The sequence below is a fragment of the Microlunatus antarcticus genome (genome assembly GCF_014193425.1).
Classification (GTDB): domain Bacteria; phylum Actinomycetota; class Actinomycetes; order Propionibacteriales; family Propionibacteriaceae; genus Microlunatus; species Microlunatus antarcticus.
This window is the reverse complement of record NZ_JACHZG010000001.1, coordinates 1,370,844-1,392,768: the sequence shown is the minus strand read 5'-3', so window position 1 is coordinate 1,392,768 and position 21,925 is coordinate 1,370,844. Positions and strand designations below refer to the sequence as shown.

The window sequence follows — 21,925 nt, the reverse complement described above, 5'->3', positions numbered from 1 at the left end:
CCGCCCGCCTCGATGTGGCCGTCCACGCTGGCGCTAAGAGCCCTCTGCGGGGCCCGGGCAGGTGAAGAAGGTTAAGACGGCGCAAGCAGGGCGTCGAGCCGGTCGACTGCCGCGTCTGTGCCGTCCTCGAAGAGTCCGCCGTAGCGGGTGAGAGTGAAGGCGACGCTGTTGTGACCCGCCCACTCACTCACCTCGCGGACGTTGCAACCGGCGGCCACCATGATGGCGACGAAGCTGTGGCGCAGCCCGTGAAAGGTGATCCCCTCGAGGTGCGCGCGCCGCGCTGCTGGAGCCAGCGTGTTCTGGCTCCATGCCCTGAACAAGGGTCCCCCGCCTGGCGCAGTGAACACCAGGCTGTTGGGGTCTGCGTCGACGTACTCGTCGAGGTGGTGCTCAATGCGACGCATCACGCTGCGAGCCAGGGGTACTGACCGCTTCGATCTGGCCGTCTTGGGCTCGTTGTCGAGCGTGATGGTGCCGCCCAGTTGTACAGCGGTCCCCTCGACTCGGATCCGTGACCGCAAAGGATCGATGTCACGTCGGCGCAGCCCCGCGGCCTCGCCCCACCTCAGACCGCCGTAAGCGCCCACCAGCACGAGAGCGCGGTCCCGGTCGCGCAGCTCCGACACCAACCGCTCCACTTCCTGCTGGCTCAGGTACCTGGCACGCTTCTGCCGCTCGCTCGGGAGGGGCACCTTGTCCGCCGGGTTATGCAGGATCCGACCGTCCGCAATCGCCGCCTCGAGGGTCTGTCGCAGCGCGAAGACCGCCTTCCGCGTGGACGCCGCCAACAAGCCGGCGGTCAGCAGGTCCGAGACCCAGCCCCGGATCTCACCGTTGGTGATGCCTCCGATCTTTGCGCTACCAAACCGAGGAAGCACCTGCTTTGCCATCGTCAGCTCGAGGCGGGCCTTCGTCGTGGCACGCAAATCGTGACGCGTAGGCAGCCACTCAGCTACCCACTGCTTCAGCAGCACCTCGCCGCGCTTGGGGTCCTGCCACGTTCCGCGCCCCAGGCCTACCTCGATCTCCGCCTTCCGTCGTTCTGCGTCTGTGCGACGCAGGACGGTCTCGCTGTGGGCCGTGCCCGCCGAGTCCCGGTATCGGACCTTATAGCGGACGTTCTCACGCATCCGACCACCGGCATCGCGTCGACGACTGACCCGCCGCTCGATGTAGGCCATCAGCTAGCCGCCTCGAACGTCCAGCCGACCAGCCAGCCAGGTTTCGACAGCAGCTCGCCGGTAGCGCACGTGGCGACCGATCCGGTAGCCCTGGGGTCCCTCGCCCCTGTGCCGCCAGCCGTAGAGCGTGTCCACGGGGACGCCGAGCATCGTCGACAAGTCGCTGATGGTGAGCAGCCGCTCGATATCGTCCGACATCTGCCATAACCCCCAGCCCGGGCTTGCGTCCGACGTGGAGAAGCCTCCCGTCCCTGCCAGAAGTGCCACAAGCCGTGCTCACGATTACGCCAGTTCTCGCAGACCGAGCGCGGGGCCGGATCTAGCCGGGCTCCAAGGACGAGACCTTCACCTGCGCTGGTGGTCAGGCGACTGCCTCGCCCAGACCTTGCCCAGCAGGCGGCGTGAGTCCCAGAAGAGTCCCAGCCACGACATTCGGATAGGGAGGCGATGCGTTCTGTGGGCGTTCGCCCTAGTGAGACGTGATTTGAAACAGTAGCCCCGACGGGATTCGAACCCGCGCTACCGCCTTGAGAGGGCGGCGTGCTAGGCCGCTACACAACGGGGCCCTAGCTTGTCCTGCGCTGGGGTACTAGGACTCGAACCTAGACTAACTGAACCAGAATCAGCCGGGCTGCCAATTACCCCATACCCCATCTTGGTCGGGTTTTGAGGCCCGATCAGGAAGGATGCTCCCTGCCAGGAGCACGAGGAGTGACTCTACCGGAGACCGGCGTCTGCACCCAAACCGAGTCCGTGTTCAGGACGTCACACCCCGTCCGGTGACGATCCGGGACGTCACCCCGGGGGCCGACAGGTCGACCCGCGTCCGCAGCCGCATGAGCCGCGCGACGCCCCAGGTCAGGGCGGCGCAGACGACGAAGGCGAGGATCTGGATCCCCGACTGCGCCCAGCTCAGCGACTGGACCGTCCGCAACGCCGCGATGCCCGTCGTCAGGCCGGCCCAGCCGAAGGCGACGAGGTTGTTGAGGACGTGCGCGGCGATGCCGGCTTCGAGCCCGCCGACGAGCCACACCAGCAGCCCGGCCAGCAGGCCGAAGGCGAACCGGTTCACGAAGAGCGCGAGGTTCTGGGTGCCGTGCAGCAGCGCGAAGACCAGGGCCGACGTCACCACCCCGAACCAGGGCCTGGCGACGGCGCTGCCGAGCGCCTGCATCAGGTAGCCGCGGAAGAAGATCTCCTCCGCCGCCGCCTGGATCGGCGACGTCAGGACGATCACGGCCAGGAACAGCCAGAAGCCGGCCTGCGGGGCCACCCGGGCCGAAGGGGCGTACGCCTCGATGACGGCCTGGATGCCGACGAACACGACGGCGGAGACGCCCAGGCAGACCAGCAGGAACCGCCAGCGGATCCCGGGCCGGACGGAGAAGAGCCAGTGCGTCCGGGCGTGGTGGATGACCAGGACGAGCGCCAGCGAGATCGGGATCAGCGTGGCGATGCCGAGGTTGGACGCGAAGAGCCCGACGGGACGCTCGTACGCCTGCGCCTGTGCGTAGTAGGTCCGGTAGTCCACGGGGTGGCTCAGCGTCCAGGAGACCCGTACGACGAGCTGGCTGACCAGCGTGACCAGCAGCAGGTAGAGCGAGAGCCCGAAGATCGCGCCCAGGACGGAGCGCCACCAGACGGTCTCGACGTTGCGCAGCGCCAGCGGGTACGGGGCGCCGTCCGCGGGCAGCAGGCCCGGCACGAACGCCTTGGGCGGGGGGCCTACCGGCCGCGCGGTGGTCGTCCGCGGCGGTTGGGCGCCGGCTCGGACGGCCGGGTTCCCGGAACGTCGCGGCGGGCGCGGCGCTCGGCTCTCGGGCGCCACGTCAGCGGGCCGCGGGCGGCTCGGCCGCCCCGACGCGCGCGGAGGCGGCGGCGATGCGGGCCATGGTCGACTCCCGGCCCAGCAGCTCCAGCGACTCGAACAGCGGCGGCGAGATCTTGCGCCCCGTCACCGCGACCCGGACCGGGCCGAACGCGTTGCGCGGCTTGAGCCCGAGGCCGTCGACGAGCGCGGCCCGCAGCGCGGCCTCGATGGTGGCGGCGTCGAACGGCTCGAGCCCCGCCAGGGCGTCGGCGGCGGCGCCGAGCACCCCGGCGGACCCGGCGTTCAGCAGCCCGTCCTCGACGACGAGGTCGGCGTCGGTGACGAAGAGGAACGCGACCAGCCCGACCGCCTCGTGCAGCGTCTGGATGCGCTCCTGGACCAGCGGCGTCACGGCGACCAGGAGCGCGTGCTGCTCCGGCGTCGGCGGGTCGGCGACGAGCCCGGCGGTGACGAAGTACGGCACGAGGGCCGCGGTCAGCTCCTCGGTCCCGAGCAGACGGATGTGGGAGGCGTTGATGGCCTCGCACTTACGCGGGTCGAAGCGGGCCGGGTTGGCGTTGACCCGCAGGATGTCGAACGCCTCGACCATCTCGTCGAGGGTGAAGACGTCGCGGTCCTCCGCGATGGACCAGCCGAGCAGGGCGAGGTAGTTCAGCAGCCCCTCGGGCAGGTAGCCCTGCTCGCGGTACTCGGCGAGGCCGGCGCCCTTGTCGCGCTTGGACAGGCGGCGGTTGCCCTCCCCCAGCACGGTCGGCAGGTGGCCGAAGCGCGGCGTCCGGCCCGAGCCGACGCCGATGCGGGCCAGCGCCTCGTACAGCACGATCTGGCGCGGCGTCGAGGGCAGCAGGTCCTCGCCGCGGAGCACGTGCGTGATCTCCATCAGCGCGTCGTCGACCGGGTTCACGAGGGTGTAGAGCGGCTCGCCGTTCGCCCGGACGAGCACGTAGTCGGGCACGTGCTCGGCCGCGAAGCGGACCTCGCCGCGGACGAGGTCGTCGAAGACGATGTCGGCGTCCGGGACCCGCATCCGGACGACGGACGGGGCGCCGACCGACTCGAGCTGCGCGATGCGCTCGGCCGGCAGGTCGCGGCAGAAGCCGTCGTACCCCGAGGGGACGCCCTTGGGCCGGGCCGCCTCGCGTGCCTCGATCTCCTCGCGCGTGCAGTAGCAGCGGTACGCGGCGCCGGACTCGAGCAGCTTCGCGGCGACGTCGCGGTAGGTGTCGCCGCGCTCGCTCTGGATGTACGGCGCGTACGGTCCCCCGACGCCGGGGCCCTCGTCCCAGTCGAGGCCCAGCCAGCCGAGCGAGTCGTAGAGGACTTGGTAGGACTCGGCCAGGTTGCGGCCGGCGTCGGTGTCCTCGACGCGCAGGACGAAGGTGCCGCCGTAGTGGCGCGCGAAGACCCAGTTGAACAGGGCGCTGCGGACGTTCCCGACGTGCAGGTTGCCGGTCGGCGACGGGGGGAAGCGCACCCGGACCTGCTCGGGGGCGAGGTCGCCGAGCACCCGGGCGTCGTCACGCGGCGCGCGGATCGGCTGGTCGGGGCTCGGGCCGCTCTCCTCGGGGCCGGTCAGGTCGGTCTCGCTCGGGCTGGTGCTCACGCGTCGTCGTCCTTGTCAGAGGTGGTGCTGCGGTCGGAGGCGGTGCTGCGGTCGCTCGCGACGACGTTGGTCAGCGAGCCGATGCCCTCGACCGTCACCGTCACCTCCTGGCCCGGCAGCATCGGTCCGACGCCCTCGGGGGTGCCGGTCAGGATCACGTCGCCGGGTAGCAGCGTCGTGTAGGAGGAGATGAAGGCGATGATCTCGGCGATCCCGAGGACCAGGTCGGAGGTGTTCCCGTCCTGCACGACCACGCCGTCGAGCGTGGTCGTCAGTCGCAGGTTCCCGACCTCGTCCAGGCTCTGGTGCGTGGTGATCCACGGCCCCAGCGGGCAGAAGGTGTCGTAGCCCTTGGCCCGCGACCACTGCCCGTCGCTCTTCTGCAGGTCGCGCGCGGTGACGTCGTTGGCCACGGTGTAGCCGAAGATCACGTCCTTGGCCCGGTCGACGGGCACCTCGCGGCAGATCCGGCCGATGACCACCGCGAGCTCGCCCTCGTACGAGAGGTGCTGCGTGGTCGACGGGTAGATGATCGGCTCGCCCGGGCCGATGACCGAGGTGTTGGGCTTGAAGAACGTCAGCGGGGTCGTGGGCACCTCGCCGCCCATCTCGGCGGCGTGGGCGGCGTAGTTCTTGCCCACCGCGACGATCTTGCTGCGCGGGATGACCGGCGCGAGCAGCCGTACCCCCTCGAGCTCACGACGCTCCCCCGTCAGCTGGACGGGCTGGGCGATCGGGTCGCCGGTCAGGACGGACACGGTCCCCGGGTACCGCCCCCCGTCCTCGGCGAGCTCGACGACTCCGTACTGGGGGTCGCCGTCGGCGGCGAACCGGGCAATGCGCATACCGACCAGACTAACGAGCGACGACGGCCCGACCTCCCGCCGTTCAGCCGCCCCGCCGCGTCCGGGGCCACGGGGCGAGCGCGGGCGACGCGGTCCCCGGCAGACTGTCCGCGTGGCGACCTACGACGTGGTGGACCTGATCAAGACCAAGCGCGACGGGGGGACGCTCACCGACGGCGAGATCGACTGGGTGGTCGACGCCTACACCACGGGGGTGGTGGCCGAGGAGCAGATGGCGGCCTTCGCCATGGCGATCCTGCTGCGGGGCCTCGACCGCACGGAGCTGAGCCGCTGGACCGCCGCCATGATCGCCTCGGGCGACCGGCTCGACTTCTCCGGGCTGTCCCGCCCGACCGCGGACAAGCACTCGACCGGCGGCGTGGGCGACAAGATCACGCTGCCGCTCGCGCCGCTCGTCGCCGCCTGCGGCGTGGCGGTCCCCCAGCTGTCCGGGCGCGGGCTCGGCCACACGGGCGGCACCCTCGACAAGCTCGAGGCGATCCCGGGCTGGCGGGCCTCGCTGTCGAACGCCGAGATGCTCGCCCAGCTCGAGGACGTCGGCGCCGTGGTCTGCGCCGCTGGCTCGGGCCTGGCCCCGGCGGACAAGAAGCTCTACGCCCTGCGCGACGTGACCGGCACCGTCGAGTCGATCGCCCTGATCGCGTCGTCGATCATGAGCAAGAAGATCGCCGAGGGCACCGGCGCGCTCGTCCTCGACGTCAAGGTCGGCGCCGGCGCGTTCATGAAGGACGAGGCCTCCGCGCGCGAGCTCGCCGAGACGATGGTGGCGCTCGGGACGGACGCCGGCGTGACGACGGTCGCGCTGCTCACGCGCATGGACACCCCGCTCGGGCGCAGCGCCGGCAACGCGGTCGAGGTCGCGGAGTCGGTCGAGGTCCTGCAGGGCGGCGGGCCGGCCGAGGTGGTCGAGCTGACGCTGGCCCTGGCGCGCGAGATGCTCGCCGCCGCCGGACGGGATGACGTCGACCCCGCCGACGCCCTGGCCGACGGGCGGGCGTACGACTCCTGGCGGGCGATGATCAGCGCCCAGGGTGGCGACCCGGACGCGCCGCTGCCGGTCGCGCAGGCGACGCAGGACGTGCTCGCCCCCGCCAGCGGCACCCTGACGCGGCTGGACGCCATGGCGGTCGGCCTCGCGGCCTGGCGGCTCGGCGCGGGCCGGGCCCGGCCCGGGGACGCGGTCCAGGCCGCGGCGGGCGTCACCTGGCACGCCGGCGTCGGCGACGAGGTCCGCGAGGGAGACCCGCTGCTCACCCTTCACACCGACACCCCGGAACGCTTCGAGCGGGCCTTCGCGGCCCTCGAGGGTGCGTTCGACGTCGGCGCGGGACCCGTCGAGCCCCGCCCGATGGTGATCGACCGCATCGCCTGAGCTCGCGGGGGGAGCGTTTCCCGCGAATCGCGTCGACAGACGGCCGGCGCGTGGGCGAGGCTCGGGCGGTGACCACCCTGAGCGAGCTCTGGCCCCCGTTCGGCCTCGTCGTGCGCAGCGGCGACCTGACCCTGACGCCGGTCAGCGACGACGACCTGCCCGGCCTGGTCGACCTCGTACGGTCGGGCGTCCACGCGCCGGAGGCGATGCCGTTCGCGATGCCGTGGACGCGGACGCCCCCGGAGCAGGTGCCGGCGATGTTCGCCGCCCACCACTGGTCGGAGCGGGCGGCCTTCTCGGCCGACCACGTCTCCGTCGACCTCGCGGTCCGCCGCGGCGGCGAGCTCGTCGGGACGCAGGGCTTCGCCGGGGGCGCCTACGCGATCACCCGGACCGCGGAGACCGGGTCGTGGCTCGCGCAGCGCTTCCAGGGCCAGGGCATCGGCACCCGCATGCGCCAGGCGGTCTGCACGCTCCTGTTCGACCACCTGGACGCCGCCGAGGTGACGTCCGCGGCCTGGTCCGACAACCCGGCGTCACTGGCCGTGAGCCGCAAGGTGGGCTACCGACCCGGCGACCTCGCCCGCAAGGTGCGCGAGGGGGCGCTCGCCCTCGAGCGGCGCCTCGTGCTGGCCCCGGAGGACCTCGTCCGCGGCGATCCCGTGGAGGTCAGCGGCGTGGAGCCGCTGCGCACGTTCCTCGGGCTCGACCAGCCGTCCGGCCCCGCCTAGCGCACACGGGGCCGGGCGACCTCAGGCCTGACCTGCGTGCTCGGTCGCCCCGGCGCCCGACGTGAAGCGCTCCAGGTCGGCGTCCGCGAGCCCTGCGGCCGCGCCCGCCGTGACGCCGTGGTCCGCGTGCAGCAGGCCGTAGAGGTAGGCGTCGCTGAGCGCCTCCCACGAGGCCTCCACGACGTTCTGCCCGACGCCCACCGTGGTCCAGAGCCGGCGCCCGTCGGAGGTCTGGATGAGCACGCGGACGGTGGCGTCGGTGCCGTGGCCCTGGTCGAGGATCCGGACGCGGTAGTCGGTGAGCTCGAACTCCTCGACCACCGGGTAGGCCGGCAGCAACGCGTTGCGGACCGCCTGGTCGAGGGCGTTGACGGGGCCGTTGCCCTCGCCGACGACCCGCTGGCTGACGCCCTTGGCCGTCAGCCGGACGGTGCACTCGGTGTCGCTCTCGCGCTCCCCGAGGGGCCCGCCGCCCGGGAAGCCCTGGGTGAACATCCGCCAGGACTGCACCGCGAAGTACTCGGGGAGCTGGTCGAGCTCGCGACGCAGCAGGAGCTCGAAGCTCGCGTCGGCCGACTCGTACGTGTAGCCCGCGGCCTCGCGCTCCTTGACCCGGTCGGTGATCCGCGCCGCCAGGTCGCGGTCGGAGAGGTCGAAGCCGAGCTCGGAACCCTTGATCTGGATGTTCGCCCGGCCCGCCATGTCGGAGACGAGCATGCGCATGTCGTTCCCGACGACCGCCGGGTCGATGTGCTGGTAGAGGTTCGGGTCGACCTTGATGGCGCTGGCGTGCAGGCCGGCCTTGTGGGCGAACGAGCTAAGCCCCACGTACGGCTGCCGCGCACTGGAGGGGACGTTCGTGACCTCGGCGATGGCGTGGGCCAGCCGGGTCGCCTCCCGCAGCGAGCCCTCGGGCAGGAGCGACCAGCCGTACTTGAGCTCGAGGTTGGCGACCACGGAGATGAGCTCGGCGTTGCCGGTGCGCTCGCCGTAGCCGTTCACCGTGCCCTGCACGTGCGTGGCGCCGGCGTCGACCGCGGCGAGGGTGTTGGCGACCGCGCAGCCGGTGTCGTTGTGGGCGTGGATGCCGAGGCGCACCCCGGTGGCCGCGGCCGTCTCGGCGACGATCTCGCCGACCCACGGCGGCAGCATCCCGCCGTTGGTGTCGCAGAGGACGACGGCCTCCGCGCCCGCCTCGGCGGCGGTGCGGACGACCTCGAGCGCGTACGCCCGGTTCTCCCGGAAGCCGTCGAAGAAGTGCTCGCAGTCCACGAAGACCCGCTGACCGCCCGCGCGCAGGTGCGACACGGTGTCGTGGACCATGGCGAGGTTCTCGTCGAGGGTGGTGCGCAGGGCCTGCTGGACATGGCGGTCGTGGCTCTTGGCCACGAGGCAGACGACGGGGGCGCGCGAGTCACGGAGGGCGGCCGTCAACGGGTCGTCCGCGGCGCGCAGGCCCACCCGCCGGGTGAAGCCGAACGCGACCAGCTCGGCGTTCTCGAGGCGTACGGCGCCCTCGGCCATCGCGGCGAAGTAGGCGGTGTCCCCCGGGTTGGCACCGGGCCAGCCGCCCTCGATGAAGCCCACGCCGAGCTCGTCCAGGAGACTGGTGATGGCCAGCTTGTCGGCGACGGAGAGGTTCAGCCCCTCCTGCTGCGAGCCGTCGCGCAGCGTGGTGTCGAAGACCTGGAAGTCGGCCGGCGCTGGCCTGAGCTGGTCGTACATCGTGTTCCTCCGAGGTGCGAGGGCTGGTCGTGGGCAGAAAAAAACCTCCTGGTGGGTCAGGAGGTTCAGCGCGCAGAGCGGGAGCTCTGCGCGCTAGAGAATCATCGCCACGGGCAGCACTCGCCCATCTTGACGCGGATCAGGCGAGAAGGCCAGCACCGACCGACGAACGCCCCCTGACGGGCTCAGGGGGCGTTCCTCCGTCAGACGACCCGGCGCATCCAGCCGTGGGTGTCCTCGGCCCGGCCGTACTGGACGTCGAGCAGGTTCTTGCGCAGCGCGGCGGTGACCTCGCCCGTCTCGCCGGAGGAGACCTTGTGGTCGCCGCTGTCGTCGGCCAGCAGGCCAATGGGGGTGATGACGGCGGCGGTGCCGCAGGCGAAGACCTCGGAGACGAGGCCGGAGTCGACGCCCGCCAGCAGCTCCTCGAGGGAGATCTGGCGCTCCACCGGCGTGAGGCCGAACTCGCGGGCCAGGGTCAGGATCGAGTCCCGGGTGACGCCCTCGAGGATGGTCCCGCTGAGCGCCGGGGTGACGAGCTCGTTGTCGGTGGTGACGAGGTAGACGTTCATCCCGCCCAGCTCCTCGACCCAGCGCTGCTCGACCGCGTCGGTGAACATGACCTGGTCGAAGCCCTTCTCCGCCGCCTCGGCCTGCGCGACGAGGCTCGACGCGTAGTTTCCGCCGGTCTTCGCCGCCCCCGTGCCACCGGGCCCGGACCGGTTGTAGGTGGTGGAGACCCAGATCCGGACGGGGTGCACGCCGCTGGCGAAGTAGGGGCCGGCCGGGCTGGCGATGCAGCAGTAGGTCACGCGGCGTGATGGCCGCACACCCAGGAACGCCTCCGACGCGAACAGGAACGGGCGCAGGTAGAGGCTCTGCTCGCCGCTCACGCCGCCCGGGACCCAGGCCTCGTCGGCGGAGACCAGCGCGTCGATGCTGGCGAGGAAGTCCTCCTCGCTCAGCTCCGGCAGCGCCATCCGGCGGGCGGAGCGACGCAGCCGGGCCGCGTTCTGGTCGGGACGGAAGAGCCACACGCTGCCGTCGGCGTGGCGGTAGGCCTTGAGCCCCTCGAAGATCTCCTGCGCGTAGTGCAGCACCGCGGTCGCCGGGTCGAGGGTGAACGGCCCGTACGGGACGACGGCCGAGTCGTGCCAGCCGTCCGACGACGTCCACGTGGCGACGGCCATGTGGTCGGTGAAGTGGTTGCCGAAACCGGGGTCGGCGAGGATCGCCGCGCGCTCCTCGGCGGAGCGGGGGTGCTGGTTCTGGCGGAGGTCGAAGGGCAGGCTCACGAGTTCGCTCTCTGGGTGTGGGGACGGTCCGTCGGGGGGACGGTCGAGCAGGTGGTGACGGTTCCGGAGGGGTGGACGACGGCGGACGGGCGGACGGGCGGCCCCGCTACGATGCGCCGGTGACGCAGAAGAAGCTGGCCGTGATCGGGGGCGACGGCATCGGCCCCGAGGTCGTCGCCGAGGGACTGAAGGTGCTCCAGGCCGTTGCCGGCCCAGACGCCTTCGAGACCACACCGTACGACCTGGGTGCCGCCCACTGGCAGCGCACGGGCGAGGTGCTGTCCGACGAGACCATGGCGGAGCTGGCCACCGCCGACGTGATCCTGCTCGGCGCGGTCGGGGCGTCGCCCGGCGCGAAGGACGTCCCGAGCGGCCTCCTGGAGCGCGGCCTGCTGCTCAAGCTGCGCTTCGCGTTCGACCACTACGTCAACCTCCGCCCGAGCCGGCTCTTCCCGGGCGTGCCGACGCCGCTGGCCGAGTCCGTCGTCGGCGGTCGCGAGGTCGACTTCGTCGTGGTCCGCGAGGGCACGGAGGGCCTCTACTGCGGCAACGGCGGGACGTTCCGCGGCGGTACGCCGCACGAGATCGGCACCGAGGTCAGCATCAACACCGCGTACGGCGTGGAGCGCGTCGTCCGTGACGCCTTCGAGCGCGCGACCCGGCGCCGCAACAAGCTCACGCTCGTCCACAAGCACAACGTGCTCGTCTATGCGGGCGGGCTGTGGCGCCGGATCTTCGAGACCGTGGCCGCGGAGTACCCGCAGGTCAGCACCGACTACCTGCACGTCGACGCCGCGACGATCTTCCTCGCGACCGACCCGGCCCGCTTCGACGTCATCGTGACCGACAACCTGTTCGGCGACATCCTCACCGACCTGGCCGCGGCCGTCACCGGCGGTATCGGCCTCGCGGCCAGCGGGAACATCAACCCCAGCGGGGCGTTCCCGTCGATGTTCGAGCCGGTCCACGGCTCCGCGCCGGACATCGCCGGCCAGGGCGTGGCCGACCCGACCGCGACGATCCTCTCGGTGGCGCTGCTGCTCGAGCACGTGGGTCTCCTGGACGAGGCGGCGCGCGTGGAGAAGGCCGTGCTGGCCGACATCACGGCGCGCACGCCGGGGACGAAGCGGTCGACGTCCGAGATCGGCGACGCGATCGTCGCTCGGGTGTCCGCGGAGGTCTGAGAAGTTCTTCGCCGCCGCCCTGCGGACCCGTCGACGACGGGTGCGCAGGGTCAGGCGGTGGGACGCGTCGGGTCCGGGGTGCTCTGCGGTACGAGGACGACGGGCGTGACGCGGTGGTCCTTGCGAGCGCGGCGGCGGGGCCGACCGGCGGTGTCGTGGTGACCGTCCTCAGCGACGTGCCACGTGTCCGGGTACATCTCGTACATGCCGTGTCCTGCGTTCGAGGGGCGTGCTCTTCACCCGAGATACTAGGACACCCGACTATCGGACGCCCGACTATTCGTCTGCTTCCCACATGATGGACGGGCTGTCCACGCGGTGAGCAGCTCGCGCCCACACTGCTGGGATGAGTGCACCGCCCGAGCTGCCCGAGCTCGTGCTGCGCGCGCTGAGGATGTCGTTGCAGCGCGGCTACGTGCAGGCCTCGCGCACCGAGACCGGCCGCCTCCTGGCCACCCTGGCGGCGACGCGGACCGGGACGATCGCCGAGTGCGGGACCGGCTGTGGCGTCGGGGCCGCCTGGCTCCGCAGCGGGGCGCCGAAGAGCACCCGGGTCATCACGGCCGAGGTCGATCCCGGCATGGCCCACGGCGTCATGGCGATGTTCGCCGACGACGACATCGACGTGATCCACGCCGACTGGCGCACCCTGGCCGGGCACGCCCCGTTCTCGCTCATCTTCATGGACGCCGCGAGCGCCCGCGACTGGCCGCGCGAGGAGGTCACCGCGCTGCTCGACGAGGGCGGCATGCTCGTCCTCGACGACTTCGTGCCCTGCGCCAGCTGGCCCCCGCTGCGCGGCGGGCGGGTCGACGACCTCCGCGTCGAGTGGCTCTCCGACGACCGCTTCACCAGCGTCGACGTCATGGTCGCCGAGGACACCTCGGTCCTCGTGGCCGTCAAGCGCGCGGAGTCCTGATCCGGCTCCGCTGAGCGGGTGCGCGGGGTGGTCGGTGGACCGGTCAGGTCCCGGCGTCGGGCATCCTGGTGCGCGTGCCAGCGCCGACACCCGTCCTTCCTCGTCACCCGCGGGTGCAGAAGGCGGTCCACGTCGCCCTGTTCTGCGTCACGCTCGTCCTCGCCGTGATCGTCGCGCTGCTGGTCCTGGGCCGCTTCGCCGGCGGCTGGGGCATCCCGTACTTCTCCACCACGACCGACCGCGGCTCCCGGTGCGTGAACACCTTCACCGGCTTCGAGTGCCCGTCGCTGACCCTGGGCGACATCGGCTACTTCGGTGACGTCGAGCTCCCCGCGGACACGGTGGTGGTCAGCTCGCACTACCGGTCGACGCACGACTACCAGCTCGAGGCCGTGCTCGAGGTCCCCCCGGCCAGCGCCGCCGACGGCCTGACCGCGCTGCAGGACTCGTTCGGGACGTGCGTGAAGAATCACCCGTCCCCGCTCTCGGAGCCCGACCTCAAGTCCCTGTGCATCCTGGCCAACGACCAGGACACGACCGCGACGGGTGTCCCCGACAGCCGCGTGTACGTCGTCGGCACCGCCCTCCGCGCCGACGGGACCCGCGTGGTCAACCTCTCCGTCCGTTCCCGCTGACGCTGCGCCTCTCACCTCCGGAAAACCGCGAGAGGTAGGTTGCCGCGCCGAATCTGGTCATTCGGACGCGGCAACCTACCTCTCGGCGGGTCCGTGCTGGTGGTGCTAGGTCAGCGGGCGGCGGAACCCTCGACGTAGTCGTCGTCGTGGCTCTTGACCCAGGACATGAGGTTGCGGAGCTCGTGCCCGACGGCCTCGATCGGCCGCTTCTCCTCTTCCGCACGACGGGCCTTGAACTCCGGCGCGCCGGCGTCCTGGTCGTCGATGAAGCGCTTGGCGAAGGTGCCGTCCTGGATGTCGGTGAGGACGGCCTTCATGCTCTCCCGCACGTGCGCGTCGATGACCCGGGGGCCGGAGACGTAGTCGCCGTACTCCGCGGTGTCGGAGATGCTCCAGCGCTGCTTGGCGATGCCGCCCTCGTACATCAGGTCGACGATCAGCTTGAGCTCGTGCAGGCACTCGAAGTAGGCGACCTCCGGCTGGTAGCCGGCCGCCGTCAGGGTCTCGAAGCCGGCCTGGATGAGCTCGGAGGCACCGCCGCAGAGGACCGCCTGCTCACCGAACAGGTCGGTCTCGGTCTCCTCGGTGAACGTGGTCTTGATGCCGCCGGCGCGCAGGCCGCCGATGCCCTTGGCGTACGCGAGCGCCAGGTCCCACGCCTTGCCGGTCGCGTCCTGCTCGACGGCGACGAGCACGGGAACGCCGCGACCCTCGCTGTACTCGCGGCGGACCAGGTGACCCGGGCCCTTCGGCGCGACCATGGCCACGTCGACGCCCTCGGGCGGAGTGATGTAGCCGTAGCGGATGTTGAAGCCGTGGCTGAAGAACAGCGCGTCACCGGGGACCAGGTTGGGCTCGATGGCCTCCTTGTACAGCTTGCGCTGCGACGGGTCCGGGGTGAGGACCATGATCAGGTCCGCCTCCTCGCAGGCCTCGTACGGCGTCAGCACGCGGAGGCCCTGGGCCTCGGCCTTGGCGCGGCTCTTGCTGCCCTCGGGCAGGCCGACGCGGACGTCGACGCCGGAGTCGCGGAGCGAGAGCGCGTGGGCGTGGCCCTGGCTGCCGAAGCCGAGGACGGCGACGTTGCGCCCCTGGAGCAGGGACAGGTCGGCGTCGGTGTCGTAGAACATCGTGGCGGGCACGGGCAGGTTTCTCCTGGGTCGTCGTACGGGTGGTGGGAAAACGTGGGTCAGGGGACGAGGCGGATCGACTTGTGCCGCTCCGAGCGTCCGCTGCGGTCCGTGATCGAGCGCGGGCCGCGGCCCATGGCGACGACACCGGACTGAACGAGCTCGCGGATCCCGAAGGGCTCGAGGAGCTGCATCAGCGCCGCGAGCTTCTCCGGGCTGCCGACGGCCTCGATGGTGATCGTCTCCGGGGAGATGTCGACGGCCTTGGCGCCCATGAAGAGCTGGAGGATCTCCAGCACGCGCCCGCGGTGGTCGATGTCGGCGCCGACCTTGATCAGGATCAGCTCGCGGTGCACCGCGGAGTGCTCGAGCTCGACGATCTTGAGGACCTCGATCAGCTTGTTCAGCTGCTTGGTCATCTGCTCCAGCACGAGGTCGTCGACGTCGACGGAGAGCGTGATCCGCGAGATCTCCGGGCTCTCGGTCGGACCGACCGCGAGCGACTCGATGTTGAAGCCACGCCGGCTCACGAGGCCGGAGACGCGGGCCAGGACGCCGGGGACGTTCTGGACCAGCACGGACAGGGTGTGCGCGCTCACAGGTCCTCCTGCGCCCAGCTCGGCGCCATGTCGCGGGCGATCTTGATGTCGTCGTTGCTGGCGCCGGCGGCGACCATCGGCCAGATCATGGCGTCCTTGTGCACGACGAACTCGACCACGACGGGCGCGTCGTTGATCGACAGCGCCTTGTCGATCACGGCGTCGACGTCGTTGGGGTGCTCGGCGCGCAGCCCGACGCAGCCCATCGCCTCGGCGAGCTTGGGGAAGTCGGGGACCCGGTTGGTCTTGAGGTCGGTGTTGGAGTAGCGGCCCTCGTAGAACAGGGTCTGCCACTGGCGGACCATGCCCAGGCTCTGGTTGTTGATCACGGCGATCTTGACCGGGATCCCCTCCAGCGCGCAGGTGACGAGCTCCTGGTTGGTCATCTGGAAGCAACCGTCGCCGTCGATGCCCCAGACGACCGAGTCGGGTCGTCCGACCTTGGCGCCCATGGCCGCGGGCACGCAGTAGCCCATCGTCCCGAGCCCGCCGGAGTTGAGCCAGCGACCGGGCAGCTCCCAGGGCAGGAAGTGCGCGGCCCACATCTGGTGCTGACCGACGCCCGACGCGTAGTAGGCGTCCGGCCCGGTCATCTCGCCGATCCGCTTGATCACGTGCTGCGGGGACAGCGTGCCGTCGTCGGGCAGGTCGAACGACGTCGGGTAGCGCTTCTTGAGGTCGTACAGGCTCTTGATCCAGGCGCCGATCTCGGGCAGCGGGTGGTCGTCGCTCTTGAGCAGGGAGACCAGCTCGCCGATGACCTCCTTGCTGTCGCCGACGATCGGCACGTCGGCCGTGCGGTTCTTGGAGATCTCGGCCGGGTCGATGTCGGCGTGGATGACCTTGGCCTCGGGCGCGAACGAGGACAGCTTGCCCGTCACCCGGTCGTCGAAGCGCGTGCCGAGCGCGATCAGCAGGTCGGCCCGCTGCAGCGCGCCCACCGCGGCGACGGTGCCGTGCATGCCGGGCATGCCCATGTTCTGCGGGTGGCTGTCCGGGAAGACCCCCCGCGCCATCAGCGTGGTGACCACCGGGATGCCGGTGAGCTCGGCCAGCTCCTTCAGCTCGCCCCAGGCGCGGCCCTTGATGACGCCGCCGCCGACGTAGAGCACCGGGCGCCGCGACGCGCTGATCAGCCGCGCGGCCTCCCGCACCTGCTTGGCGTGCGGCTTGGTCACCGGGTGGTAGCCGGGCAGGTCGATCTTCGGCGGCCACGCGAACGACCCGCGCGCCTGCAGGGCGTCCTTCGTGATGTCCACGAGGACGGGGCCGGGACGCCCGGTCGAGGCGATGTGGAACGCGGACGCGATGGCGCCGGCGATCTCGTCGGGGTGGGTGACGAGGAAGCTGTGCTTGGTGATCGGCATCGTGATGCCGCGGATGTCGGCCTCCTGGAAGGCGTCCGTCCCGATCGACGGGGCGGCCACCTGCCCGGTGATCGCGACGATCGGCACCGAGTCCATGTACGCGTCCGCGATCGGCGTCACGAGGTTCGTGGCCCCAGGCCCCGACGTCGCCATGCAGACGCCGACCTTGCCGGTGGCCACGGCGTAGCCCTCGGCCGCGTGGCCCGCGCCCTGCTCGTGACGCACCAGGATGTGGCGCACGGTGGACTCGAAGAGGGGGTCGTACGCGGGGAGGATGGCGCCGCCCGGGATGCCGAAGACGACCTCCGCCCCGACGTTCTCGAGCGACGAGACGAGGGCCTCGGCTCCAGTCTGCTCGGGTGCGGCGGAGTCTGTCCTGGACATCGCGGGTGTCTCCCTCATGCTCTGCGGGCCGGTGGTACGAGCTGGCGGCCCTGGTGGATGTTACGCCGGTGCAACGGACACCTCTGTCGCCCGACGCGGCGTGAACGACGCCCGGGCAACAAAAAACCCCCGCTGCCCGGAGGCAGACGAGGGGGCGTCGACGAGCGAGGTGGGCTCAGCCGACGCGGGTGCGTACGAGGAGGCGCTGCATGAATCAAGAGTCCGCGCCACCCGGTTCCCCGTCAACTCCCCGGCCGGGTCGTCCCGACATCCGGAAGGACCCTCGGACGCCCTAGCAAATCCGGCCCTCCACGGGTCGCGGGCGACCGGGCCAGCAGCGCCGCCGAGCGCAGGAACGGCTCCCCCACCCGCGGTGCGCCGAAGGAGTGGACGTAGAGCCCCGTCGACACCCGCTCGAGGAAGCCCCAGGCCCACACCCGGGCGGGGTCCGCCCGGCTCGGCGCGGCGACCCGGCGGCACCACGACCACAGCCGGGCCGACGCTGCGGCGGGCTCGGCCAGCAGGGTCGCGGAGAAGTCGCGCACCGCGACGCCGAGGTCGTACGCGCGGTCGGTCACGCAGGGTTCCGGGTCGACGAAGCACCAGCCGCTCTCCGCGCCGGGCCGGGGCGACCCGACGCGGAGCAGGTTCCCCGGGTGCGGGTCCCCGTGGACGAGCACCAGGTCCTGCGGGTCGGCGCGGCCCAGCTCCGCGGCGTACGCCAGGGCGAGGTCCACGGCCGCCTGACCCGACGTGCCGGCCAGATGACGGCGGGCCTCGACCTTGCCGGCCAGGGAGCGCGCCTTGTCCAACGGCAGCCGGTCGGGCGGTCGCCACGCAGTCACGAGCGTGCGGGCGAGGACGTCGAGCTGCTCCTCGGCCCCGAGCCCGGAGACACCCAGGCCCGGTCCAAGTCGTTCCAGGAGCACGGCCTGGGGTCCGGCGTCGTGCTTCAGCAGCCGCGCGTAGCCCCGCCCGTCGGCCCGCCGCAGCAGCTCGGCCTCGGCGGCGAACCCGGGATCGGCCAGCGCCACCTTGAGCACCGCCGGATCACCGCCGGCGGTCCGGGCCTCGACCACGTACGAGGCGCTCCCGCCGGGCAGCGGGCGTCCGAGCGTCACCGACCACCGCCGCGTCAGGTCGTCGAGCACCGCGGGCAGGCCCGCGTGCCAGGCCCGGCCGACCTCGCCCAGCGCGGCGACCCGGGCCCGGGCGAGGGGCTGCAGGCGCACGGCTCCGGTCGTCGGCCCGTCGTCCATGGCGTCCTCGTCCCGTCCGTCGTGGCCGGCAGGCGCCGCCGGCACCCGCAGAGCATGGACCTTCGGAGCCGTGCCACGCCGTGGATGGGTCGCCGAGTTGATGACTTCGTCACTGTCGAAAGGTCTCGAACGAAATTTTTCGTCCGTAACATTAACCTCACGTCACGGCATCGGGGGTTGCCGGTCCCAGTCCCAGATCCTCTCAGAAGGGCCCACTCCCGATGTCTGCACCGACCGCCGGTTCCCCGACCCCCAGGCGCGCCGCCCGTGGGCGTCGCCGCCTCACCCCGCTGGCCCTGATCACCGGCGTCGTCGGTGCGATGGTCCTTGCCTTCTCGATGAACAGCAGCCTGGCGGCCTTCACCGCCCAGATCGTCAACACGATCAACAACGCGGCCGAGGGCACCCTGATCATGACCGAGACCGGCCCGGGCGCGACCCCGCCGGTGTGCACGAGCAACTCGGGCACCAACGGCAACGTCGGGACCAACTCGGCCAACTGCGCCACCATCAACAAGTACGGCGGCTCGACCACGCTCGTCCCCGGTCAGTCGACCAACGTCTCGGTGACGATCGCCAACACCGGGACGGCCCCCGCCGCCACGTTCACGCTCGCTCCCGGAGCCTGCACGCAGACCGGTGCCGTGACCGGCAGCGCCAGCGACCTCTGCACCCAGATGGGCATCGTCATCACCCAGACGGTCGGCGGCACCACGACCACGGTCTCGCCGGCCAACGCGACGCTGACCTCGATCGCGGGGACCACGATCCAGCTGACCGGCCCCGTCGCCGCGGGCGCCTCGGTGACCTTCAACTTCCGGGTCACGCTGCCGGTCGGGTCGGGCAACTCCTACCAGGGGCTGCAGGCCAACCAGCAGCTGACCTGGACCTTCACCTCCTGATCGCCTGAGCACGGTGCACCGCCGCAGCTCCGGCCGACGTCGCACCCGCCCGGGTCCTCGTCGGTCGGACCTGCGGGAGGCCGCCGCGCACCCGACCACGCCCGCAAAGACCCTGGCGGCCCTCGCCGTCATGGTGGGCGTCGCCGTCCTGCTCCTCGCCGGCCTGCTCTGGCGGCTCGACGGAGGCTCCTGGGCGGTGATCGAGACGGGGTCGATGGGGAGCGCCGCGCCCGTCGGGACGCTCATCCTCACCCGCCGTGAACCGACCTCCGCGATCGTCGTCGGGGACGTCGTGAGCTATCACCCCCGCACCAACCCGAAGGAGATCATCACGCACCGCGTGGTCGAGAAGCTCTCCGACGGGACCCTCCGGGTCCGGGGGGACATCAACGGCGCCGCCGACCCGTACCCGGTCCGCGACATCGACCTGGTGGGCACCGTCGAGGTCACGCTGATCGGGCTGGGGTGGGTCGTCAAGGCCCTGCCCATGCTGGTCGTCGCCGGCGCCGTGCTCCTCGTGGCCAGCCAGCGCTACATCCGGGCGGGCTGGCGCTCGAGCGTCCGCGTGCTCGGGACCTGCCTGCTGCTGTGCCTGGCGGTGCTGATCCTGCGCCCCTTCGTCCACCCCGTGCTGATCTCGGTCCGGACCCCGCCCGGGGGCCAGGCCGAGGCCGACGTCGTCTCCGGCGGGCTCCTGCCGACCCGGGTCGAGGGCATGCCCGGCCACCACGTCGACCTGCTCACCGGTCAGGTGGGGTCGGTGGCCGTGGCGGCGCCCGAGCCAGGAGCACCGTTCCACATCGTCGGCCACCCCCACCTGGACCTGCCCTGGATGATCGTGGTGTCCCTCGTCTGCAGCCTGCCGCTCCTGTGGTGCCTGGTCGTCGGGCTGAGCCCGGACGAGGACGCGGCGTGAGGCGCCGCCTGCCTCCCGAGCTCATGGGCGTCCGGGGCGCGACGGCCCTGCTGGTCCTGGCGCTGTGCGCTCTGCTCGCCGCCGTGCCCGGGTCGTCGGCCGCCTTCACCGCCCGCGTCGTCAACACGACCGACACGGTGGCCATGAACAAGTACTTCACCTGCCAGGCGGCGATGGTGGGCGACAACGCCTACTACGCCTACCCGCTCGACGACCCGACGCCGACCAACCAGTCCTCCGCGCGCGACCTGTCGGGCAGCAACCGCACCGGCACCTACCAGAACACGGCCGCGCACTCCTCGGCGAGCGCCTGCTTCCGCGACGGCGGAGGCTCCACCACCTTCGACGGCGCGAGCGACTACGTCTCGACCCCCACCACGCAGAACAACCCTCAGACCTTCACCCTCGAGACGTGGTTCCGCACCTCGACGTCCAGCGGAGCCCTGATGGGGTTCTCGAACAGCCTGCTCGCGCTGATCCCCACGAACTGGGACCGGATGGTCTACTTCACCACCAGCGGACGGCTGAGCTTCGGTGTCTACCCGGGCAGCTACAGCGTCATCACCAGCACGAACGGCTACGCCGACGGGAACTGGCACCACATGATGGCGACGCTCGGCCCGGCCGGGCAGTTCCTGTACGTGGACGGTGTGCAGGTCGCCAGCAGCACCAACACCGCGGCGCAGGCCTACAACGCGAACCTCCGGTTCGCCTACACCTACCTGTCCGGCTGGCCGGGGGTCGTCGGCAGCAACTACTACTTCAACGGCCAGCTCGGTCACGCGGCGTACTACACGACCCAGCTCACCGCCGCGGCGGCCGCCATCCACTACGCCTCGGGTCGACCACCGTCGTAGGAGGCCAGGATCTGAGGATGCACGCGCCCGGGGAACCGGACGGTCCAGCGCGTCTCCCCCACCGCGTCGGCGATCACGGCCAGCCGCCCGTCCAGCTCATCGCGACGGGCGGGCGGCACGGGCTCGAAGTAGTGCGTCAGCATCCGCCCGTCGCCGGCCTGCGCCCAGGCGCCCACGACGCGGCCATCGACCCACAGCGTCGGGCCGGCGTTGCCGTTGCGGTCGAACGCGTCCGCCGCGGCCTCCGGCAGGTACCAGTCGCGCTGCTTCCAGCCCATCGTCGTCGGGTCGAGGCTGGGCAGGGCCGCCACCCAGGGCTCGGGCTCGGCGACCTCGGTGTCGCCCGGCAGCACCCAGCCGGGCCCGCCGTCGAGGTCGACCTCCTCGGCACCGACGTCGGCGAGCGCCGTACGGGTCGCGGTCACCGGCCAGCCCGCCCACCAGCGGAGGTCGTCACTGGTCACCGGGCCGAAGCGGCCGACGTAGCGGTGGGCGAGGGCCGCACGCGCGGCACGCGGGTCGAGCGAGCCGAGACCGCCGGGCAGCCAGGAGTCGGCGACAGCGTAGCGATAGGCCCCACTGACCCAGCTGCCGAGCGGTCGGGTCCGCAGGATCGCGCCCGCGAAGCCGAGGCCGAGCAGCACCCGGGTGTGGGCCGACTGGGTGGCGCCCCAGCGCGGACCGCCGACCAGGATCGGCTGCCGCAGGGCCTCGATCCGCTGCCCCAGCTCGCGGGCCGTGCTGGGTCCGTGCTCGGCCAGGTCGGCCAGCACCCGGGCGTCGGCGTCGTCGAGCCACACGTCCGGGTCCTCGACGCCGCTCGCCGCGAGGTAGCCCGCCGTACGCCGCCGGTCCGGGGCCACCAGCGCCAGCGTCGCGGCCGCGTGCAGCTCGCGGACCGTCTCGGGTCGGGCGACCCACAGCGTCCGGCGCATCGCATGGTGACGCACGAGCGTGCGGTCGTCGTACAGCGCGGCCTCGATCGGGGCGAGGGCGGGGTGCTCCGTGCGGGCCAGCACGGACAGGTGGACGGTGACCGGGTCCGAGGAGTGCAGCGCGACCACGGCGTCGGCGACGGTCGGGACGTCGTCCGTCCGGGTCCGCGGCAGCAGCAGGTGGCGCTCGGCGAGCCGGGCACGACGTTCCTCGACGGTGATGCTCCGCAC

The 21,925-nt window shown here is 71.8% G+C and carries 21 protein-coding genes and 2 tRNA genes; 8 read left to right on the top strand and 15 right to left on the bottom strand.

All coding sequences use genetic code 11. From position 1 onward, the window contains the following. Nucleotides 1–71: 71 nt before the first annotated feature. The 7 genes from FHX39_RS06415 to FHX39_RS06385 form a co-directional block, all read right to left on the bottom strand. Nucleotides 72–1,184, bottom strand: a complete 1,113-nt coding sequence (locus FHX39_RS06415) for a tyrosine-type recombinase/integrase (protein ID WP_183337296.1) — start codon at nucleotides 1,182–1,184, stop codon at nucleotides 72–74. Between the two features lie 3 nt (nucleotides 1,185–1,187). Further along, nucleotides 1,188–1,382 (bottom strand): helix-turn-helix transcriptional regulator, encoded by a 195-nt coding sequence (locus FHX39_RS06410; RefSeq protein WP_183337295.1) that lies wholly within the window; start codon nucleotides 1,380–1,382, stop codon nucleotides 1,188–1,190. A 295-nt stretch (nucleotides 1,383–1,677) separates the two neighbouring features. Next, nucleotides 1,678–1,750 (bottom strand) — tRNA-Glu (locus tag FHX39_RS06405). Between the two features lie 15 nt (nucleotides 1,751–1,765). Continuing rightward, a tRNA-Gln gene (locus FHX39_RS06400) sits at nucleotides 1,766–1,837 on the bottom strand. 104 nt (nucleotides 1,838–1,941) lie between these two features. Then, nucleotides 1,942–2,889, bottom strand: coding sequence for a CPBP family intramembrane glutamic endopeptidase (locus FHX39_RS06395; RefSeq protein ID WP_183337294.1), 948 nt, complete (start codon nucleotides 2,887–2,889; stop codon nucleotides 1,942–1,944). Nucleotides 2,890–3,013: 124 nt separating this feature from the next. Beyond that, nucleotides 3,014–4,522 (bottom strand): glutamate--tRNA ligase, encoded by a 1,509-nt coding sequence (gene gltX, locus FHX39_RS06390; protein ID WP_183341031.1) that lies wholly within the window; start codon nucleotides 4,520–4,522, stop codon nucleotides 3,014–3,016. A gap of 92 nt (nucleotides 4,523–4,614) precedes the next feature. Next, entirely contained in the window at nucleotides 4,615–5,463 is an 849-nt protein-coding gene (locus FHX39_RS06385) for a fumarylacetoacetate hydrolase family protein (protein ID WP_183337293.1), read from the bottom strand. 112 nt (nucleotides 5,464–5,575) lie between these two features. Between FHX39_RS06385 and FHX39_RS06380 the strand changes: the two genes are divergently transcribed. Next, the gene (locus tag FHX39_RS06380) at nucleotides 5,576–6,856 is read left to right on the top strand and encodes a thymidine phosphorylase (RefSeq protein ID WP_332836699.1); all 1,281 of its coding nucleotides are present in this window, start codon (nucleotides 5,576–5,578) and stop codon (nucleotides 6,854–6,856) included. Nucleotides 6,857–6,924: 68 nt separating this feature from the next. Beyond that, a complete protein-coding gene (locus FHX39_RS06375; RefSeq protein ID WP_332836698.1) occupies nucleotides 6,925–7,587 on the top strand; it encodes a GNAT family N-acetyltransferase in 663 nt (220 codons plus the stop codon). 21 nt (nucleotides 7,588–7,608) lie between these two features. Here FHX39_RS06375 and cimA read toward each other — a convergent pair whose 3' ends face one another. Then, nucleotides 7,609–9,312, bottom strand: a complete 1,704-nt coding sequence (cimA, locus tag FHX39_RS06370) for a citramalate synthase (protein ID WP_183337290.1) — start codon at nucleotides 9,310–9,312, stop codon at nucleotides 7,609–7,611. Nucleotides 9,313–9,515: 203 nt separating this feature from the next. Then, the gene (locus FHX39_RS06365) at nucleotides 9,516–10,607 is read right to left on the bottom strand and encodes a branched-chain amino acid aminotransferase (RefSeq protein ID WP_183337289.1); all 1,092 of its coding nucleotides are present in this window, start codon (nucleotides 10,605–10,607) and stop codon (nucleotides 9,516–9,518) included. 119 nt (nucleotides 10,608–10,726) lie between these two features. On the opposite strand from FHX39_RS06365, the gene FHX39_RS06360 reads away from it, so the two are divergent. Continuing rightward, nucleotides 10,727–11,791 (top strand): 3-isopropylmalate dehydrogenase, encoded by a 1,065-nt coding sequence (locus tag FHX39_RS06360; protein WP_183337288.1) that lies wholly within the window; start codon nucleotides 10,727–10,729, stop codon nucleotides 11,789–11,791. Between the two features lie 50 nt (nucleotides 11,792–11,841). Here the strand turns inward: FHX39_RS06360 and FHX39_RS06355 are convergent, their stop codons facing one another. Then, the gene (locus FHX39_RS06355) at nucleotides 11,842–11,997 is read right to left on the bottom strand and encodes a hypothetical protein (protein WP_183337287.1); all 156 of its coding nucleotides are present in this window, start codon (nucleotides 11,995–11,997) and stop codon (nucleotides 11,842–11,844) included. Nucleotides 11,998–12,137: 140 nt separating this feature from the next. On the opposite strand from FHX39_RS06355, the gene FHX39_RS06350 reads away from it, so the two are divergent. Then, nucleotides 12,138–12,710, top strand: coding sequence for an O-methyltransferase (locus FHX39_RS06350; protein WP_183337286.1), 573 nt, complete (start codon nucleotides 12,138–12,140; stop codon nucleotides 12,708–12,710). Between the two features lie 74 nt (nucleotides 12,711–12,784). Continuing rightward, nucleotides 12,785–13,345 (top strand): hypothetical protein, encoded by a 561-nt coding sequence (locus tag FHX39_RS06345; RefSeq protein WP_183337285.1) that lies wholly within the window; start codon nucleotides 12,785–12,787, stop codon nucleotides 13,343–13,345. A gap of 110 nt (nucleotides 13,346–13,455) precedes the next feature. On the opposite strand, the gene ilvC is transcribed toward FHX39_RS06345, so the two are convergent. The 4 genes from ilvC to FHX39_RS06325 form a co-directional block, all read right to left on the bottom strand. Then, a complete protein-coding gene (gene ilvC / locus FHX39_RS06340) occupies nucleotides 13,456–14,475 on the bottom strand; it encodes a ketol-acid reductoisomerase (RefSeq protein ID WP_183341029.1) in 1,020 nt (339 codons plus the stop codon). A 59-nt stretch (nucleotides 14,476–14,534) separates the two neighbouring features. After that, a complete protein-coding gene (gene ilvN / locus FHX39_RS06335; RefSeq protein WP_183337284.1) occupies nucleotides 14,535–15,074 on the bottom strand; it encodes an acetolactate synthase small subunit in 540 nt (179 codons plus the stop codon). Continuing rightward, nucleotides 15,071–16,825, bottom strand: a complete 1,755-nt coding sequence (locus tag FHX39_RS06330; protein ID WP_198423275.1) for an acetolactate synthase large subunit — start codon at nucleotides 16,823–16,825, stop codon at nucleotides 15,071–15,073. Before FHX39_RS06330 ends, ilvN begins: the two co-directional genes overlap by 4 nt. A gap of 242 nt (nucleotides 16,826–17,067) precedes the next feature. Continuing rightward, nucleotides 17,068–18,129 carry an aminoglycoside phosphotransferase family protein gene (locus tag FHX39_RS06325; protein WP_183337282.1) on the bottom strand — a complete coding sequence of 354 codons (1,062 nt, stop codon included), beginning with the start codon at nucleotides 18,127–18,129 and terminating at the stop codon, nucleotides 17,068–17,070. A 176-nt stretch (nucleotides 18,130–18,305) separates the two neighbouring features. Between FHX39_RS06325 and FHX39_RS06320 the strand changes: the two genes are divergently transcribed. Genes FHX39_RS06320 through FHX39_RS06310 form a run of 3 tightly spaced genes read left to right on the top strand, consistent with a single transcriptional unit; the run spans nucleotide 18,306 to nucleotide 20,759 of the window. Further along, on the top strand, nucleotides 18,306–18,986 hold the full coding sequence (locus FHX39_RS06320) for a hypothetical protein (protein WP_198423274.1): 681 nt from the start codon (nucleotides 18,306–18,308) through the stop codon (nucleotides 18,984–18,986). 13 nt (nucleotides 18,987–18,999) lie between these two features. Continuing rightward, entirely contained in the window at nucleotides 19,000–19,902 is a 903-nt protein-coding gene (locus FHX39_RS06315) for a signal peptidase I (protein WP_183337281.1), read from the top strand. Continuing rightward, complete coding sequence (locus FHX39_RS06310) at nucleotides 19,899–20,759, top strand: LamG domain-containing protein (protein WP_183337280.1); 861 nt, start codon at nucleotides 19,899–19,901, stop codon at nucleotides 20,757–20,759. The genes FHX39_RS06315 and FHX39_RS06310 overlap by 4 nt, the downstream gene beginning before the upstream one ends. On the opposite strand, the gene FHX39_RS06305 is transcribed toward FHX39_RS06310, so the two are convergent. Next, nucleotides 20,732–21,925, bottom strand: coding sequence for a winged helix DNA-binding domain-containing protein (locus FHX39_RS06305; RefSeq protein ID WP_183337279.1), 1,194 nt, complete (start codon nucleotides 21,923–21,925; stop codon nucleotides 20,732–20,734). The two genes, FHX39_RS06310 and FHX39_RS06305, sit on opposite strands and share 28 nt — an antisense overlap.